16 protein-coding genes are annotated in these 16,718 nt (G+C 44.9%); 3 read left to right on the top strand and 13 right to left on the bottom strand.

The genetic code is table 11. From position 1 onward, the window contains the following. Positions 1-69: 69 nt before the first annotated feature. The gene (locus ACO1PK_RS15015) at positions 70-1,035 is read right to left on the bottom strand and encodes a DMT family transporter (protein ID WP_423186412.1); all 966 of its coding nucleotides are present in this window, start codon (positions 1,033-1,035) and stop codon (positions 70-72) included. Between the two features lie 162 nt (positions 1,036-1,197). On the opposite strand from ACO1PK_RS15015, the gene ACO1PK_RS15010 reads away from it, so the two are divergent. Then, positions 1,198-2,193 (top strand): ATP-dependent 6-phosphofructokinase, encoded by a 996-nt coding sequence (locus ACO1PK_RS15010; protein WP_423186411.1) that lies wholly within the window; start codon positions 1,198-1,200, stop codon positions 2,191-2,193. Here ACO1PK_RS15010 and ACO1PK_RS15005 read toward each other — a convergent pair. The 4 genes from ACO1PK_RS15005 to ACO1PK_RS14990 all read right to left on the bottom strand — a co-directional run bounded on the left by ACO1PK_RS15005 (position 2,190) and on the right by ACO1PK_RS14990 (position 5,173). After that, positions 2,190-3,008, bottom strand: coding sequence for a LytR/AlgR family response regulator transcription factor (locus ACO1PK_RS15005; protein WP_423186410.1), 819 nt, complete (start codon positions 3,006-3,008; stop codon positions 2,190-2,192). The genes ACO1PK_RS15010 and ACO1PK_RS15005 overlap by 4 nt on opposite strands. Continuing rightward, positions 3,001-4,092: a sensor histidine kinase gene (locus tag ACO1PK_RS15000; RefSeq protein WP_423186409.1), complete on the bottom strand. Its 1,092-nt coding sequence runs from the start codon at positions 4,090-4,092 to the stop codon at positions 3,001-3,003. Before ACO1PK_RS15000 ends, ACO1PK_RS15005 begins: the two co-directional genes overlap by 8 nt. A 144-nt stretch (positions 4,093-4,236) precedes the next feature. After that, positions 4,237-4,704: a DUF962 domain-containing protein gene (locus ACO1PK_RS14995; protein ID WP_423186408.1), complete on the bottom strand. Its 468-nt coding sequence runs from the start codon at positions 4,702-4,704 to the stop codon at positions 4,237-4,239. A gap of 70 nt (positions 4,705-4,774) precedes the next feature. Further along, positions 4,775-5,173: an acyl-CoA thioesterase gene (locus ACO1PK_RS14990; RefSeq protein ID WP_423186407.1), complete on the bottom strand. Its 399-nt coding sequence runs from the start codon at positions 5,171-5,173 to the stop codon at positions 4,775-4,777. Between the two features lie 163 nt (positions 5,174-5,336). On the opposite strand from ACO1PK_RS14990, the gene ACO1PK_RS14985 reads away from it, so the two are divergent. Further along, positions 5,337-7,118 carry a M61 family metallopeptidase gene (locus ACO1PK_RS14985; RefSeq protein WP_423186406.1) on the top strand — a complete coding sequence of 594 codons (1,782 nt, stop codon included), beginning with the start codon at positions 5,337-5,339 and terminating at the stop codon, positions 7,116-7,118. Positions 7,119-7,198: 80 nt separating this feature from the next. Here ACO1PK_RS14985 and ACO1PK_RS14980 read toward each other — a convergent pair whose 3' ends face one another. The 3 genes from ACO1PK_RS14980 to ACO1PK_RS14970 all read right to left on the bottom strand — a co-directional run bounded on the left by ACO1PK_RS14980 (position 7,199) and on the right by ACO1PK_RS14970 (position 9,177). Further along, complete coding sequence (locus ACO1PK_RS14980) at positions 7,199-8,032, bottom strand: M23 family metallopeptidase (RefSeq protein ID WP_423186405.1); 834 nt, start codon at positions 8,030-8,032, stop codon at positions 7,199-7,201. Beyond that, positions 7,995-8,852, bottom strand: coding sequence for a 6-pyruvoyl trahydropterin synthase family protein (locus ACO1PK_RS14975; protein WP_423186404.1), 858 nt, complete (start codon positions 8,850-8,852; stop codon positions 7,995-7,997). Before ACO1PK_RS14975 ends, ACO1PK_RS14980 begins: the two co-directional genes overlap by 38 nt. A gap of 73 nt (positions 8,853-8,925) precedes the next feature. After that, positions 8,926-9,177 (bottom strand): hypothetical protein, encoded by a 252-nt coding sequence (locus ACO1PK_RS14970; protein WP_423188230.1) that lies wholly within the window; start codon positions 9,175-9,177, stop codon positions 8,926-8,928. Between the two features lie 161 nt (positions 9,178-9,338). Here ACO1PK_RS14970 and fabA point away from each other — a divergent pair, with 161 nt between their 5' ends. After that, positions 9,339-9,851, top strand: coding sequence for a 3-hydroxyacyl-[acyl-carrier-protein] dehydratase FabA (fabA, locus tag ACO1PK_RS14965; protein WP_423186403.1), 513 nt, complete (start codon positions 9,339-9,341; stop codon positions 9,849-9,851). A 74-nt stretch (positions 9,852-9,925) separates the two neighbouring features. Here fabA and rmf read toward each other — a convergent pair whose 3' ends face one another. The 5 genes from rmf to rlmKL all read right to left on the bottom strand — a co-directional run bounded on the left by rmf (position 9,926) and on the right by rlmKL (position 16,528). Next, positions 9,926-10,108, bottom strand: coding sequence for a ribosome modulation factor (rmf, locus tag ACO1PK_RS14960; RefSeq protein ID WP_189433662.1), 183 nt, complete (start codon positions 10,106-10,108; stop codon positions 9,926-9,928). Between the two features lie 285 nt (positions 10,109-10,393). Further along, positions 10,394-12,199 (bottom strand): DUF3466 family protein, encoded by a 1,806-nt coding sequence (locus tag ACO1PK_RS14955; RefSeq protein ID WP_423186402.1) that lies wholly within the window; start codon positions 12,197-12,199, stop codon positions 10,394-10,396. A 17-nt stretch (positions 12,200-12,216) separates the two neighbouring features. Next, positions 12,217-14,139 carry an ATP-binding cassette ATPase Uup gene (uup, locus tag ACO1PK_RS14950; protein ID WP_423186401.1) on the bottom strand — a complete coding sequence of 641 codons (1,923 nt, stop codon included), beginning with the start codon at positions 14,137-14,139 and terminating at the stop codon, positions 12,217-12,219. Further along, on the bottom strand, positions 14,139-14,399 hold the full coding sequence (locus ACO1PK_RS14945; RefSeq protein WP_423186400.1) for a glutaredoxin family protein: 261 nt from the start codon (positions 14,397-14,399) through the stop codon (positions 14,139-14,141). The genes uup and ACO1PK_RS14945 overlap by 1 nt, the downstream gene beginning before the upstream one ends. Next, complete coding sequence (gene rlmKL / locus ACO1PK_RS14940) at positions 14,396-16,528, bottom strand: bifunctional 23S rRNA (guanine(2069)-N(7))-methyltransferase RlmK/23S rRNA (guanine(2445)-N(2))-methyltransferase RlmL (RefSeq protein WP_423186399.1); 2,133 nt, start codon at positions 16,526-16,528, stop codon at positions 14,396-14,398. The genes ACO1PK_RS14945 and rlmKL overlap by 4 nt, the downstream gene beginning before the upstream one ends. Positions 16,529-16,718: the final 190 nt, after the last annotated feature.

Genomic DNA, 16,718 nt, shown 5'->3' with positions numbered 1-16,718 from the left:
CTGTAAAAGATGCCCTAACTACTGGGGCATCTTCTTACCTGCATTATGTTTGCTGGCGACGCTTTTCAATTACGGTTGTTGCTGAAGTTTACGACTTTTTCGAGCGTTTCGATAATCGACAAATTGCGGTGCTAAAGCAGTTAATGCCGAACCCGCAACGACCAATAAGGCCCCCATCCAAGACCAAAGATTCAGCTGCTGTGGCGAAAATTGTGGCCAGATCCAAGCGACAACATTTGCACTTAGAATGGTTAACAAAGGGGTGATCGCTAAAACCGCACTGACTTTTGACGCCTCCCAATGATGTAACGCCTCAGCAAAGGCACCATAAGCCACTACGGTATTTAAACAACAAAATAGCAACAGTGACCATTGTAATAGCGTTAAATCTGCAACTGGAGCAAAGTCAGAGACTGGCATAAAGGCAAAAGTACCTGCAAAATAAATAAGATACATAATTTGCTTTGAGTTGTAGTGCATTAATAACTGTTTTTGCGCTAACGCATAAGCGGCCCAAGTAATCGCCGCCACCACAACTAATAGTACGCCAAGTGTTTCACTCCCCGCCTGACTTAATAGCGTAAAAAGGCGTTCATTAAAGAACAACAATAAGCCCATGACTAACAAGGTGGCGCCTACTCGTTGCCAAAATAAAAAACGTTCTTTAAAGATAATAATTCCGCCAAGCATCATCAAAAAAGGCGCAAGTTGAATTAAGGTTTGTGCCGTTTCAGCCGTCAGTAGATGTAAGCCAGACAAGTAAAAAATATAATTAAGTAATAAACCTACAATAGCCACAACCATTAGCCAGGCAATTTTTAGCTGTTTTAACAATGCGAGCTTAGGTAATTTACCGCGCATGCCTAACCATATGCCCACGATAACCGCGGCAACTAAAAAGCGGATTGCGGTAATCGTATTCGCCGTAAACACCTCAAGCAGTATTTTTAGTGCGATAGGCAATACTCCCCACAAAATTGCCGTGGTGAGTGCCAACATTAACCCAACGAGAGTTCTACCGGTGATTTGATGCATGAAAAGCGTTTTCCTGAACAAAAAAGTCTGACAGAGCGTCATCAGTGCTATTGTCGCCTAAAAGACTAAGTGCTGTCGCGCCATTTCTCTAAAATTGCGATAAATCAAAGTCACTTAACGAATTCGGCTTATACTGATATGCAGATAACAGGAGACTTGGCTATGACAAGGATAAAACGTATTGGTGTTTTAACCTCTGGTGGTGATGCGCCGGGGATGAACGCCGCAATCCGGGCAATACAACTTACCGCTGCAAGCTATAATATCGAGGTAATTGGCTTTAAACATGGCTACAGGGGTTTATTAGAACAAGACTATAAAACCTTATTACCGCATCATGTCGACAATATTATTCAACGCGGCGGCACTATTTTAAAAAGTGCGCGCTGCCCTGCGCTACAAACAGTTGAGGGCCCCCAAATTGCTGCCGCGACCTTACAGCAACTGAATATCGATGCGCTCATTGTGATTGGTGGCGATGGCAGCTTTCGTGGGGCCTTAGAAATTGCTAAACATTTTGCTGGCCAAATCATTGGTGTGCCAGGAACTATTGATAATGATGTCGATGGCACAGATCATACTATTGGCTATGCCACTGCTATTGATACCGCTTTGGATGCTATTGATAAGATCCGTGATACGGCAGATGCGTTTGAGCGGATATTCCTAGTTGAGTTGATGGGACGACATAGCGGCTTTATTGCGCTGTCAGCCGGTATTGCCGCTGGAGCCGAGCAAATCATCTGTCCGGAGATGGCGCAATTAACGGCAAGTGATTTGAAATCAATCATTACGCCAATCCAGCATGCGCAATTATTAAGAGGCAAGACAAGCTATTTAATTGTTGTTGCCGAAAATAGTTACCCTGGCGGCACCACCGCCTTAGCGGATGCACTAACACAGGCTATTGGCATAGAATGTCGGGCTTGTATTCTAGGCCATATTCAGCGTGGTGGCAGTCCAGTGGGCGCAGACCGCATTTTAGCCACTAAGCTTGGTGCCTTTGCGGTAGAGCAACTGTTGCAAGGTGAGCATTTGCAGATGGCCGGTGAGATCAATGGTGCGGTTAGCCTTTATCCGCTGGCAAAAACCGCTGAGCGCACCAAAGCTATAGATCCCTTTTTAGTACGCTGGCAACAACAAGTTGGCAGTAGCTAGTGGCTGAAGACCTGTTTTACGCGATCTTTGTAACTGCGGCTAACTTTCACTGACTGGCCATTGGTGAGTACAAGCTGGTGCTCACCATTACTCAGCATTTGCAGTTTAGCAATGGTATGCACGTTCACAATAGCTGAGCGATGCACCCGCACAAACAGTCGCGGATCAAGTTCAGCTTCAAGCTCTTTCATAGTGCGGCGCAAAATGTGTGTTTGACCATCTCGGGTATGAATACACATGTAGTCACCGGCGGCATCAACCCAATCGATTTCTGCAACAGGCACACGTGTTATTTCACCACTGTCTTTGATACTGATGGCTTCCGGAAAACGGCTACTGACCACCGGTTCGGCTTTATCCAACCGCTGTAAAATGATATCGGTTTGATCGCCGGTTAAATGAGCCACCGCTTTGGCTAACTGATCTTTGTGTTTTTGATTATCTGAAGCAGCATGATAAGTTAACACTTTTTCCACTGCGGCTTTTAAACGCTCAGCTTCCACGGGCTTTAACACATAATCTACGGCATTTACCTCATAGGCATGAAAAGCATATTGATCATAAGCAGTAACAAATACGATGTAGGGTAATTTAATAGCTTGCTGTTGTAACTGTTTTAATACCGCAAAACCATCCATTCCCGGCATTTCGACGTCTAGAAAAACCAGATCTGGATGATGTTCGGTAATAGCGGCTATCGCATCTGGGCCATTGGCACATTCCGCAATAACGTTTAACTCTGTAAACGCAGCTAATCTTACCAGCATGCCTTTACGGGCTAGAGGTTCATCGTCTACCACTATGACATTAAGCATGTTCGGATTCCGTTTTTTCTAGTTGTAAGGGCAATCTTATATTCACTTTTACGCCCCTTGGTTCATTCTGCGTTAGCACTAAAGCAAAATCAGTATCGTACAAGGCCGCTAAGCGTTCACGTGTATTTACCAGCCCAACCCCACTATCGGTATTATCTGCTGTTTTCGTAATACCATCAACTAGTGGCATACCAGGCCCATTATCTGCTACTTCTAGCAATAAATCATGACCAAAAATTTTGGCTTTGATGGTAATTTCCCCACCATTAACCTGACTCGCAACCGCATATTTAATAGCGTTTTCAATCAAGGGTTGTAAAATCAGACTGGGTACTAAGGCTTTCTCTGAGCCTGGCGCTAACTCGATATGGATGGATAATCGCTCAGAAAAGCGTACTTTTTCAATTTCTAAATACAGTCGAGCGGCGTAAATTTCCTGCTCTAACAAGACTTTGTTAATAGGATCTTTGTACAAGGAATAGCGTAAAAAATCACTCAAACGGCTAACCATTTTGTTAGCGGTATCATTATCATTGATCAACACCAAAGTCGAAATAGCATTGAGCGTATTAAACAAGAAATGGGGGTTAAGCTGATAACGTAACATTTTTAACTGCGCTTCATGCGCTTTGTTGGTTGCTGTTAGCAGTTTTTGCTTTTCTAGCTGCAGTGTTTGATAGTACTTAATCCCAAAGTACAGCCCGCTCCAACTCAGCATGACATAGAAAGCGGCTGGTGTATCTCTAATGTAGAATAACCAATCCGAAGGGCGATAGCCGTGGCGATAAATTTCCCAGTAATTGAAATTACGCACCACTGTCCATAGCATGGCGATCAGCAAGGCCACAACTAACACTGAGAACACCAGTTTCCAAGGTTCCCAAAACCAGACTTTTCGATAAAAATAGCGCAATGGAATGGTTAACAACCATCCCATGTAAGCATCTAAGCTAATAACGATTAAAAAAGCATCTCGGGTATCCAGCATCAAAGAGCTAAGATAATTGACAATAGCAAAGCCAAGCCATCCTAGGGTATGTAGGATCCAAAATTGCCGATTTCTATCTTCGAAAAGTTTGTTCAAATTTAATGCCGTTTAACGCAAAACAAGTGTGGATAGTATAACGACATGCGTGCTAAAAACCTCGACAACCTGCCTTATTTAGCCAGACATTAATCGCAATCTTTAGCACTGCACTGGATATGATGTGGTTTTTGGTATAAGTGATTAATACTTAATATGTAAACGCTTTAAAACAAAACCAAGCAACCAAGCCGGACCAATCAATAAAAAGGCCAGATCTTGAAAAAATGACGGCTTTTTACCTTCAATTTTGTGGCCAACAAACTGAAATACCCACATCACGATGAAAACCAATAAAGACAAAAGCCAAATATCGATAACTTGTTGTTTCTCCAGTACCCGCATTAACGACACCACCGCGGCAGAAAAAATGGTCATGCCTAGACCAAGACTAAATGACAATAAAAAGTAAAATAACAAGGCAGGTACTAGTAACAATAATGCCCAGTTAATGCCTTGCTCTGCAAAACCGGCGATAGGCATCGGAATTTGCCACAGCAACCCTATGACTGTGGCATAAATGGTCGGAACGGCAAACCAATGAATTAATTTGTTGGTTGGATTTTGGTGGCTTACTGCATATTCACTAAACCACTGCTCGGCTGATTTCATAACACACCCTTATTATTATTGTTTGCAAACCTACTGCAAAATAACAAGGTCGGGCCAGTTATTCAAGATCCTAACCTAATACAGGTGTCGGTTTTCTATTTTCATCAAGCGCTACAAAGGTAAAACTTCCCGATATGGCTTTATGCTGATTATCGTCATACATATGTTCTACAAAGATATCAACTTGCACTTTGATACTGGTGCGGCCTACATGAGCGACTCTGGCCACTAACTCTAAAATCGTACCGGCAGGAATCGACTCTTTAAAATCCACCCGATCAGAACAAACGGTGACCAAAGGCTTGCGACAAAACCGCGTGGCAGCAATAAAAGCGGCTTCATCCATCCAAGCCAAGGCTTCGCCACCGAATAACGTATTGTGATGATTGGTCCTACCAGGAAAAACCGTTTTGGTAACGCGAGTAACCGCGTATTCGATTCGCTTACTGATTAATGCTTCGTTTGACATGATGCTACCTAAATAAACTTACAAGCCGTATTATATACCGAAAATACCACCAGCGGCAGCGTTTCACGCTGATAATGCAACAGACAGTGTCGCTGGTAAGACTGGCAGTCGAGTAAATCGCTATGCGGTCTTTAGCACTATTTTGCTTTCTTGGAGAATAACTATGTCTGGAGTGCATTATCAGCTTACACTAGCTGATCTCAGTTCAAAAACGCTGTTAGTTACCATGCGTTTTCAACCAACTCACGCGGTTCATCTATTACAATTGCCAGCTTGGATCCCTGGCAGTTATATGATTCGTAACTTTGCTCGGCATATTATGCAAATTCATGCCTATGACAAAAATGGCGTACTCATGCTACAGCAGCTGGATAAACAACGTTGGCAGTTACAGTGTAATGGTGAGCCAGTGACTGTGGAATATCAGGTCTATGCCAATGATTTGTCTGTTCGAGCTGCCTTTGTAGATGATGAAGTGGCCGTTTTAAATCCAGCCTGTTTATGCTTAGAAGTAGAAACACTAAAAGAGCACGCTCACCAATTAACTCTCCACTTTGATAACCCGGACGTGAAACGCGTAACCAAATACTGGCGTGTCGCGACCGCGTTACCACGAATACAGGGTGAACCTTTAAGTCTTGACGCTATTTATCAAGCAACAAACTATCAACACCTTATCGATAGCCCGCTTATGCTGGGCGTGTTTACTTTACAACAGTTCGATCTGGATGGCGTGCCACACTATATCGCAGTCTCAGGTCAAAACCTGTTTGACGAAGCACGACTATTACGCGATGTGAAAACACTTTGCCAAGCTCAACGTGATGTGTTTGGTGGCTTACCAGAGGATTTAGATCAATACTGGTTTTTACTCTGGGTTACCGAGAGCGGCTACGGCGGACTAGAGCATCAGTTTAGCACCTTGTTACTATGTAACCGTTTTGATTTACCCGTCCCCGCACTTGAGCAGCAAGATGAGGCTTATCACACCTTATTAGGTTTATTTAGCCACGAGTATTTTCACACTTGGTGGGTAAAACGCCTAAAGCCCAGTTGTTTTCACCCTTACCAATTGGCACAAGAACAATACAGTCAACAGTTATGGATTTATGAAGGTTTTACCTCTTATTTTGATGATTTAGCCTTGGTGCAAGCGGGCTTAATTAGCCAGCAACAGTACTTAACGCAGCTAGAAAAGCTGATTACTAGAGTAACACGTAACCCGTCTGAGCAGGTGCAAAGCCTTACAGACAGTAGCTTTACGGCTTGGACTAAGTTTTACTTGCAAGACGAGAACGCTGTTAATAGCGTGGTGAGTTACTATGCCAAAGGCGCTTTAGTGGCGTTATTGCTAGATGCTCAGTTAAGACAACACGGATATGACTTAGCGTTGCTGTGCCGCACCCTCTACCAAGAGTATTTAGATACCGGCACCGCGGATGACAGTATTTTTAATCTCTTAGACAAGTGGCAGTTACCTCAAATCGCAGAGCAATTAAGGCAATGGGTTAACCAAGCACGCCGACTGCCACTGGAAAGCATCTTGCCTTCGCTGGGGCTGAGTTTAGATTGGCGCATCCCACAGCAGTTTGATGATATCTGTGGTAGCAATGATAAAATCCCTCCCGCCGCCTTAGGCTGTAGTCTAAAGCCTCAGGGTTCGGCTTTGTTGGTGCACCAATTGTATCATGGCTCAGCTGGCCAAAAAGCTGGGCTCATGGCAGGGGATCAGCTGTTGGCACTGGCGGGGTTTAAAATTACCGAAAGCAGTTTGCCGCAGCTATTAAGACGATTACCCCTGTATTCAGTGCAGCCTTTAGTGATTTTCCGGAAAGATCGTTTACTGACACTGAGTTTGACGCTAGATACCGCACCGGCCAATGTGGCGATGCTAAGAGTGAGCAATCAAAACAGGCTTAACCGCTGGCTAAATACGGCGGATTAAACCACAAACGGTATAATAGTTCAGGCCAAGTTATGCAGCATAACTTGGCCTGATGTTGAAGCATTAGTATAACGACTTTATTACTGCAGAGGAAAGCGCTGCTCTGGTATGGTGGCAAACTCCGGCAAAAGTAATTGCGGATCCAACCGCTCTTGCAACCAGTTAATACGCCAATCTAAATGTGGACCTGTCACGCGACCTGTTGCCCCGACATCGGCTATATGCTGCCCTTGCCTCACCTCATCGCCAACCTTAACGGCAAACCGGTTTAAATGCATATAGGTTGAAGTGACACCATGGCCGTGATCGATAATTAAGGTTAAACCAGAGAAATATAAATCTTCAGCCAGCAGCACTTTGCCATCCCAGGCAGCAATAACCTTAGCCCCAACTGGCGCAGCGATATCTAAACCAAAATGCGGATTACGTGGTTGACCGTTAAAAATCCGTTGGCTACCGTACACCCCGCTAATCCGACCTTCTGCTGGCCGAACTGGCGTTGCAAAAATCGCGGAATGATCACTGACGACAGTGCGTGCTTGGCGCACGATGCGATTATCGTTAGCAATACGCGCCGTTACACTTGCTGGCGGTTCTACATATTTTTGCGCTACGCCTGTGATGCTCTGGATATCATACTCTCGACGGCTAAATACCAGCGGTATCGATGTTTTACTTCCCGCAAAGGCAACTGTTAACTGATGCCTAAGTTCTGCATCGCGGCCTATCCCAAACACAAAACGACCATCAGAAGCGACTTTAAGTGGAGTGTCATTAAACCAAACCTGCGCCCCTTCCGGCGCTTGACCACGTAGCAAGCTGCCTTGGGTCAGTTTACCCTCAAGTACCACTTCTGTAGCATTTGCAAAGCCACTGCTAACTAAAAGCAATAGCGCCTTTACCCACACCTTCATAAGCTACTACCTTATATTGGTTACTACTATCAGCCTGTTTTAACTGACTGGCGATATAATCGGCCAAACACTCTACCGTGGTGTCACAGGGCACGATCTCACAATGGTGCTTCGGGATACACAGCTCAAACCAGCCTTGAGCAGCTTGGTAACGGAAACTAAAATCATCCGCGGCAGGCGTTAAATACTGCAGTGCGTCGCTAGTGACTAAATCACTGGCTGTACCAAGATAAATATCTTCCCAGCGTTCACACCAGTTTTTATTAAGGCGAGGCGCCAACATACCGTTAGCATAAATTTGAATGGTAGATCGATGGCCATGAGCAATGCGTTGGCAATTCCCATCATGCTTTTTCAGACCATGGCTATAATGATAATAAAAACCGTTAATTGCCTCAGCTCTTAGCTGTAAGCTAAGTTTTTCAACATTGGCTGGCAATAGCGGTTTAATTTGTTGCTCTAAAAAACGCGCCACGGTCAGTTCGTTAATCTCTGTACCGGGAATAAAGGCATAAGCCTCCGCTGGACATGCCAGCTGCACTGTACCGCGAGCACTGCGATAAGTTACTTTTTGTATTTGTTGCTCAACACTGTGGCTTAGCAGAGCACAATCTGCAGCAATGGCTAATTTGTGATCAACCAAATTATCAATAGCCTGCTTAATCACCTTTTTCACTTTGCCGAAGTCAAAAACCATGGCGGTATCATCAAGCTCGCCTTGCAATTCAACATCGACAATAAAGCTTTCACCCAAGATGCCGCGCTGCTGATGTAAATAAGAAAAATCGATGACGGTAAGATCCCGTACAAATAAAATCATGACGCCTTCCTGAATTAAACGCTAAGCGAATTTAGCTGAGCATTATACCTTTGAAGCAAGATGGCGTCATCCTTCAGCGCTTATGTTCATTCAGCCAACTATTGAGAATACCCACCTGCCCCAACTTATGGGCCGCGTACATCAAGCGAATAGCATTGCTTAACAGCGTACTGTCATTCCACTGCGTTTTTTGCACAATCTCTTCATAACACTGCAATGCCTCTGGTGTGAGATAACCTCGTAACTCTTTTTTACCCGAGTCTTTTTGCCGCTCACGATAGCGGCGTTGCTTTTCAGCATTCGTTAACGCCTGATTCTTATCCATCATCTCACCACTTATCCACACCACTCAGACCGTCTCCGGTACCGGTATGACCAGTTAACAACATAAATTGCATAAAAAATGTTGCATCTTACACAAATCGGACTTGTCTAGCGTACAGCTGTTCGCTAAGCTGACGCAGCATTTTTATTGGATAAACATACATGACTAAGAATAGCTTTACAAAAGAAGATTTGATTGCGTGCGCTAATGGTGAACTCTTTGGCCCAGGCAACAGCCAACTCCCCTCTGACAACATGTTAATGATGGACCGTATCCTGCACATCTCAGAGGAAGGTGGTGAATTTGGTAAAGGCCAAATTATTGCTGAATTAGATATTAACCCTGATCTGTGGTTTTTTGCCTGTCACTTTAAAGGCGATCCGGTTATGCCAGGTTGTTTAGGCTTAGATGCCATGTGGCAGTTAGTCGGCTTTTTCTTAGGTTGGGCCGGCGGTCCAGGCAAAGGTCGAGCGCTGGGCGTGGGCGAAGTAAAATTTACTGGTCAAGTCTTACCTACGGCGAAAAAGGTCACTTATACCATCAATATGAAACGGGTTATCAAACGTAAACTTTTTATGGGTATTGCTGATGGTATTGTCAGTGTTGACGGCCGTGAAATTTATGCAGCAACAGACTTAAAAGTAGGTTTATTTCAAGATACCTCTAGCTTTTAACTTTCCCGATGATTCGACAACTAAAAGCATAAAGCCCCGTAAAACGGGGCTTCTTCCTGTAACAAAACCTGATGTCAGGTGCCTTTATTAAAGAGACCAATATTGCGGTCTTCCATGGCGGCTCGCCAACCACCAAGCCATTCTGAGCGAGCATCTAAATTCTGATAAGGGCAAATTTCTTTTGAACGGCCGGTCACACCAGCACGATAACCTTGAGCATGAGCACGTTCCAGACGATCACGTTTTTGTCTTTTCATACGGCAGTCTTCCTCAACTAAAATAAGTGAATAAGTAACGAAGTGGCAAGAATTCACAACGCTACCCTTAATAGATAGCTAAGAAGTCTGAAAGGTTCAAACATATTTGAGTAGATATAGATCTTGACATTTTATAACAACATGACTTTGTTGCAGTTTAATTGCAAAATTCTTTTAGATGAAAATATTATAAAAATGCCAAATTTAATAAAATTCGGTATTAAATTAACGGTATTTGACGAAAAAAAGCTGCCGAAGCAGCTTTAAAAAAGGTACTAACTTGATTTACTTTGCTTTACGGCGACGTAATAAAGGTAAAGCACCTAATAAAGTTAACCAAAACAGAGAAAAGGTTCCGCTCTTACGCTCAAAAGTCGTTTCAGAGGCGTTACAGTTTTCTGGTTGACCATTAGGTATTGGACGAAGCTTAACAGCAGTGGCCTGCACTTGCTGTATCACAGTGCCATCTTCAGCACGTTGCACTTCACCTGTCGCACCTAATAAAGGACGATTAATCAATGCTGTTGCTAAAATCTCACCATCTTCATTTATATGGTTCGCCTCAACCAACATGGGCGCATCGCAACCAACCAGTTCGTTAAGGTCTTGAAATTGCTCTGTGGTGGTGTCGTATAAAAACGCATGGAAACGTCTGCTGATTGTGCCGCCAACCAAGATTTCGGCACGTCCTACAACCTGACCACGGTTATTAATCGCTTTGGGCTCCGTACTAGAGGTATTAAAGAAACCCGTCGGGAATTTAACACTATTAGCGTTTAGATCATAAGTGAACATACGAGAACGCACGGCACCTTCAATATTTTTTAGCGCATAACCAACAACCGTATTTTGATTATTGATGTTAGTGGCAACACTGGCTAACCATTCTTTACTATCAATAAAACCGGTTACATTGCCAGCGTTAAAAACCGTAGCATGAGGCGCGGCATAAATTAACCTGGTTTCATTACCAAAACCATCGAAGATACTAAATTTACGCTCGACATCACTGTACAGAGAATGCCCAACGGCAATATCGCTATCATTAATATCATTCGCTCGACTGTAGTAAAATGGCGCTGCGTAATCTTCAGAGGCCGGCGCTACTTCACCGGTGCCCTTTTCACCTAAGAAGCCTAAGGTGGAACTCAGCATAACCGAGCCGTCGTTATTCAGTTGCCACACAGCTGCACGCTCTGCATAGCCAGGATTATTGATATTGACGGTTTGGAAACTCTGCACTTGGCTAAGTAACACATTTAAATTTAAGCTACGTCTGGCCATTTCACCGTTTAAACAAAATTGAGCAGGTGCAAGATTACCATTACAGGTGGTAGTAACCGTTTGCGACAGTGCATCACTCACACCAGTGGAAGTAAAGCCAACAATTTTATTGTTGTTATTAATTGCCTGCGCGGCAGACATACCACCACCGAGACCAGTAAACGCCGGAGGCAATAATAGACTTTGGTTACCATCTGCTACATAACCTAACATGTATCCTGGCTCAGGTACCCACACTGTCACTGGCTGAGGGATGACTGGCACTTCCGGCTCAGGCTGCCCTTCAACAGGAACAATTGTTGGAATGAATGTCTCTTTAGATGAAGGTGCTGATGCAACCCCAACAATTTTACCCAGATTATTGACATCATAAGCAAATTCATTATTGCCTTTGGTATTAGCTGTGTCTCTAAACACAATACGTTCAGTAGCGCCATTTTGTGTTTTTAGCAGTACCCGCAGCCGTCCAACGGGTTGGAATTGCAAACCTGCATTGACCGCTAAATAATTAACTAAAATACCGGTTACGGTAGCATCTAACACACCATTTTTGGCATTAGCTATTTGCTCTTCCGTTAAAATTGCTTTGATGGCAGCACTATCAAAATCAATTTCTGATAAATCAATTTCAAAGTCATAGAACACATTTCCGTTCGCTACTACATCACCCTGCAGCGTGCTACCCACACCACTGGTGGTTTGAACTTGGTTGGTGAGATCTAATTCAACGATCTGATACACCGCGGCATTTGCCGTAAAAACTGTCAGCAACGGCAATACTGCTAGGCTGATCGGTGATAATTTCATGCATGGCCCCTAAAAATTTACGAAATTGCAGCTTCTAATTCTTCCCAGCGCTGATACGCCTGCGCCAGCTTCGACTCGGTTTCTTGTAATAGGTTCAACCGTTGCTGCGTGAACTCTGCCGAACTTTTAAAAAAGTCGGCACTGTTTACTTCTTCTTGCAAGGCGCTAAGCGCCGTATCTAGCTCTTCAATTAACGCAGGTAGCTGTTCCAGCTCACGCTTTTCTTTGTATGATAACTTCTTAGTGCTATTAACAGAAGCCTCAGGCGCACTTTCTGCAATTTTCGTTGCTTGAGCGCTATCCGGCTCGGTTTTACTGCCGCTTTTTAATGAAGTTGCAGCATTTTGCCGCTGTTGCCAAGCCACCACTTCATCATAACCACCGGTGATCTCAACAATTTTCGCATTACCGGCAAACAATAAAGAGCTAGTAACGGTATTATTCACAAATTCCCGATCGTGGCTAACCAACAACACGGTGCCTTGATACTGCTGCAGAATATCTTCTAAAAGCTCTAAGGTTTCAACATCTAAATCGTTGGTAGGCTCATCGAGGATCAGCAAATTACTCGGTTTAGCAAATAATTTGGCTAATAGCAGGCGATTTTTCTCACCACCCGATAAAGCGCGAACCGGGGTACGGGCGCGCAGTGGCGGAAATAAAAAGTCTTGTAAATAACTTAATACATGGCGCGTATTGCCATTTTGGGTGATCTCTTGCTTACCATCGGCCACGTTATCTTGCACGGTGGCGTTTAAATCCAGCGCCATACGATGCTGATCAAAATAAGCGACTTCAATATTGGTGCCGCGCTTAATCTCACCACTGTCTTGCTGATAATCGCCGAGTAATAGCTTAATCAGCGTTGATTTACCGACGCCGTTCGGCCCAACCAAGGCTATTCGATCGCCACGCATCACCAGCAAATCGAGGTTTTGCAGAATAGGCACACCGCCAAACGCATGGCTTAGGTTTTTCGTTTCAAAAACCAGCTTACCGGAGCGAGCGGCTTGTTCGATATTAAAATCGACCTTGCCGAGCACTTCTACCCGCGCGGCGCGTTCTTGCCGTAAAGCTTTAAGAGCCCGAACCCGCCCTTCGTTACGAGTGCGGCGCGCTTTAATGCCCTGGCGGATCCATACTTCTTCATCGGCCAACTTTTTATCAAACAGGGCATTGTGCTGCTGCTCGTCTTCTAAGATCTTTTGTTTGCGATCCAGATATTCCTGATAATTACCAGGATGCGAGGTCAGCTGGCCGCGATCTAAATCGATAATGCGGGTGGCTAAGGCACGGATAAAGGCCCTATCGTGCGAGATAAAAATAATGGCACCGTTAAAGCTTAATAAAAATTGCTCTAACCAATTAATAGCGGCTACATCTAAGTGGTTGGTTGGCTCATCCAGTAATAAAATATCCGGCTTGGCAATTAACGCACGGGCCAGTGCCGCTTTACGCAGCCAACCACCCGATAAGGTGGCTAAAGAGTTATTGCCATCCATCGCAAATTGCTCACAGAGCATTTGCACACGAGACTCTAATCCCCAACCATCGCGCGCATCCAGTTCGCTTTGCAGGCGCTCAAATAAGCGGTACTCGGCATCACCCGCCCCTTCTAGATTTTCGGATAAGGTGTAGAACTGTTGCAGCTTTTCCGCTAAATCACCGGCGCCTTCGCGAATAAAGTCGGCAATTTTCACATCCATTTTTGCTGGCGGATCTTGCTCTAAGCGACTTAATACCACGCCATTTGTCATTACAATTTGGCCATCATCTAAATTTTGCTGACCGGTCAACAATTTTAAAAAGGTCGATTTACCGGCACCATTGCGGCCGACTAAACACACGCGCTCGCCGCTAAACAAGCTAAAATCGACATGATCTAATACGGGATGGGTACCAAAGGCTAAACTCGCCTGCTGAAAACGTAATAACTCCACTACTTTGTATCCTTTGTATGCTGATCCAGCCACTGCTGCAACGAGGTGGCATCAAACGGCCAATATAATAACTGTTCTGCCCCTTGGGCATCAGTGCAGGCAAGCACCGGAATATGCACCCGAAAACGCGCTAAGGCCTGCGCGTCATCAACAATATCCACAATCTGTAACTCGCCTGCCACACCAGTGGCCTTAACTAAGGCCGCAGCGTTTTCGCATAAATGGCAGCCCCAAGTACTGTAAAGGGTGTAACGACTCATGGCCGGGTTAACTCAAAACAGACATGGATATGCGGGTTACGTTTAAAGTCTTCTGGCAAGGTGGCAGCCGAGATATCTTTAATCTGCCAGCCAGCTTCCGTAAGCGCAGCGCTATCAAGTTTGAAACGGCGCTTATTGTTCGAGAAAATCACCTTCGCGCCCGGTGCCATTTTACTAATTAGCATATTTAGCATATTGACGTGATCGCGCTGCACATCCCAGCTATCTTCCATCCGTTTCGAGTTAGAAAAGGTAGGTGGATCGACAAAGATCAAATCAAATAGATTGCGGTTACGCGCCAGCCACTGCAAGCAATCGGCTTGTTCAAACTGGTATTGCTTACTGTTTAAGCCATTTAACATAAAGTTACGTTTGGCCCAATCCAGATAAGTATTCGACATATCAACCGTCGTTACGCTTTGCGCACCACCCAGTGCAGCATGTACCGAGGCAGTACCGGTATAGGCAAACAGGTTTAATACCCGCTTGTCTTTGGCTTGTTGCTGAATTAAATGCCGGGTAATACGATGATCTAAAAACAGGCCAGTATCTAAGTAATCGCGCAGGTTTACCCAAAACTTAGCACCATACTCCGACACTTCTTTGTATTGGCCAGCTTTAGCCAGTGCCTGATACTGATTGGTGCCCTTTTGCTTTTCGCGCACCTTTAAAATCATCTTATCTGGGCTAATACCCAGCACCGTAGGCACTTGGTTTACCACATCAAATAAGCGCTTTTGCGACACTTGTTCATCAACAGTAGAGGGCGCGGCGTACTCATGCACCACGACTTCGCCGTCATACCAATCCACTGCTACGTTATATTCAGGGATATCGGCATCGTATAACCGATAGCAATTTAAGCCTTCACGCTTGGCCCATTTTTGTAATTGCTTCAGGTTTTTCGCCAGTCGATTACCAAAGGAGCTACTTTCACTAAAAAACAGTGACGGCGCATTATTGCTGACCTGCACCTGCTTTTCGGTTAAATCAAATAAGGTGAACTCACAATCGAGCGGGCCATTGCTAAATTTATAAGCTTTGCTTTTTGATAAACGCAGCGCTCGCAGTAAATCGCTATTCGAGGTAATAATAGCTAAGCGCCAGCCTTGATAGAGCTGCTTTAACGACAGCGCAAACTTGCTGTATAGCGGAATAAGTGAGGGTAAATCGCCCAAACGTTCGCCGTATGGCGGGTTGGTGACAATAACGCCGTTGGCGTCGCACACTTTATGCTTTAAAGCGGTGGCATCGCCGTAATCAAAGTTAATTAGGTTAGCAACGCCAGCACGTGCGGCATTTTGCCGCGCTTTACTTAAACTACGCTCGTCAGTATCGCTACCCCAAAATTGCACGGTATTACCCAGTGCTAAATCGTCAGGAGCGATTTGCGCAGCTTTGGCCTCCGCCACTAATTGCTGCCATATCGCTGCGCGATGCCCCGGCGTACGTTCAAACGCAAAACTCTCGCGCGCTAAACCCGGTGCCATATTTAAGCTTTGCTGCGCCGCTTCAATTAAGATGGTACCGCTACCGCAGAAGGGATCAAATAGCGGTGTACCCGGCACCCAGCCAGAGCGCTTTAATAAAGCGGCGGCTAAATGCTCTTTTAAGGGCGCATCACCCTGCCCGCTGCGATAACCGCGCTGGTGCAAGGATGGGCCAGAGAAGTCTAATAAGAAGTGGAAATGCAGTTTATCCAAGCGCACCTGAAAGCGCACATCGGGGGTTAAGCGATCGACATCAGGCCGTTGGCCGGTTTCTTCGCGAAACTGATCGACAATGGCATCTTTTAAGCGCATACCACCAAACTGGGTATTATCGATTTTCGGGTGCTTACCCACACAATCAACGGCTAGCGTTTGACGCACCGACATTAACTGACCCCAGTCGATTTTACTGGCGATTTGATAGATATCCGATTCAGCCGTTACCGGCTCTGATTGAATCAACCGCATAATGCGCGTTGCCAACCGCGACCATAAACAAAGGGTATAAGCCGTTTTCACATCGGCCTTAAAACGTACCACACCCATCGACACTTTAAGCACTTCACCCTGATAAGAGCGGATCTCATCAGCTAATAGCTCTTCCACGCCCTTCGACGTTAAAGCCCAAAATTCCAGCATTGCAGCAAACCTTATAAGAAAATTGCGCCTAGTATAGCAGAATTGGGCTTTTGGGTGCGGCAACTTTATTAGCCCCCGCAGCAGAATTCACACCTGAAATAAAAGTAGGAAAATGAGGTAAAAGTATTTCACATTGCAAATGCGTATTTAGCCATATAAACAGACTTTAACGCTGCAATTTCCCGCACAA

Origin of the sequence: Alishewanella sp. d11, from assembly GCF_049390205.1 — a bacterium.
Taxonomy (GTDB): Bacteria; Pseudomonadota; Gammaproteobacteria; order Enterobacterales; family Alteromonadaceae; genus Alishewanella.
The sequence above is the reverse complement of the archived record's forward strand: the minus strand, read 5'-3'. Positions and strand labels throughout refer to the sequence as shown.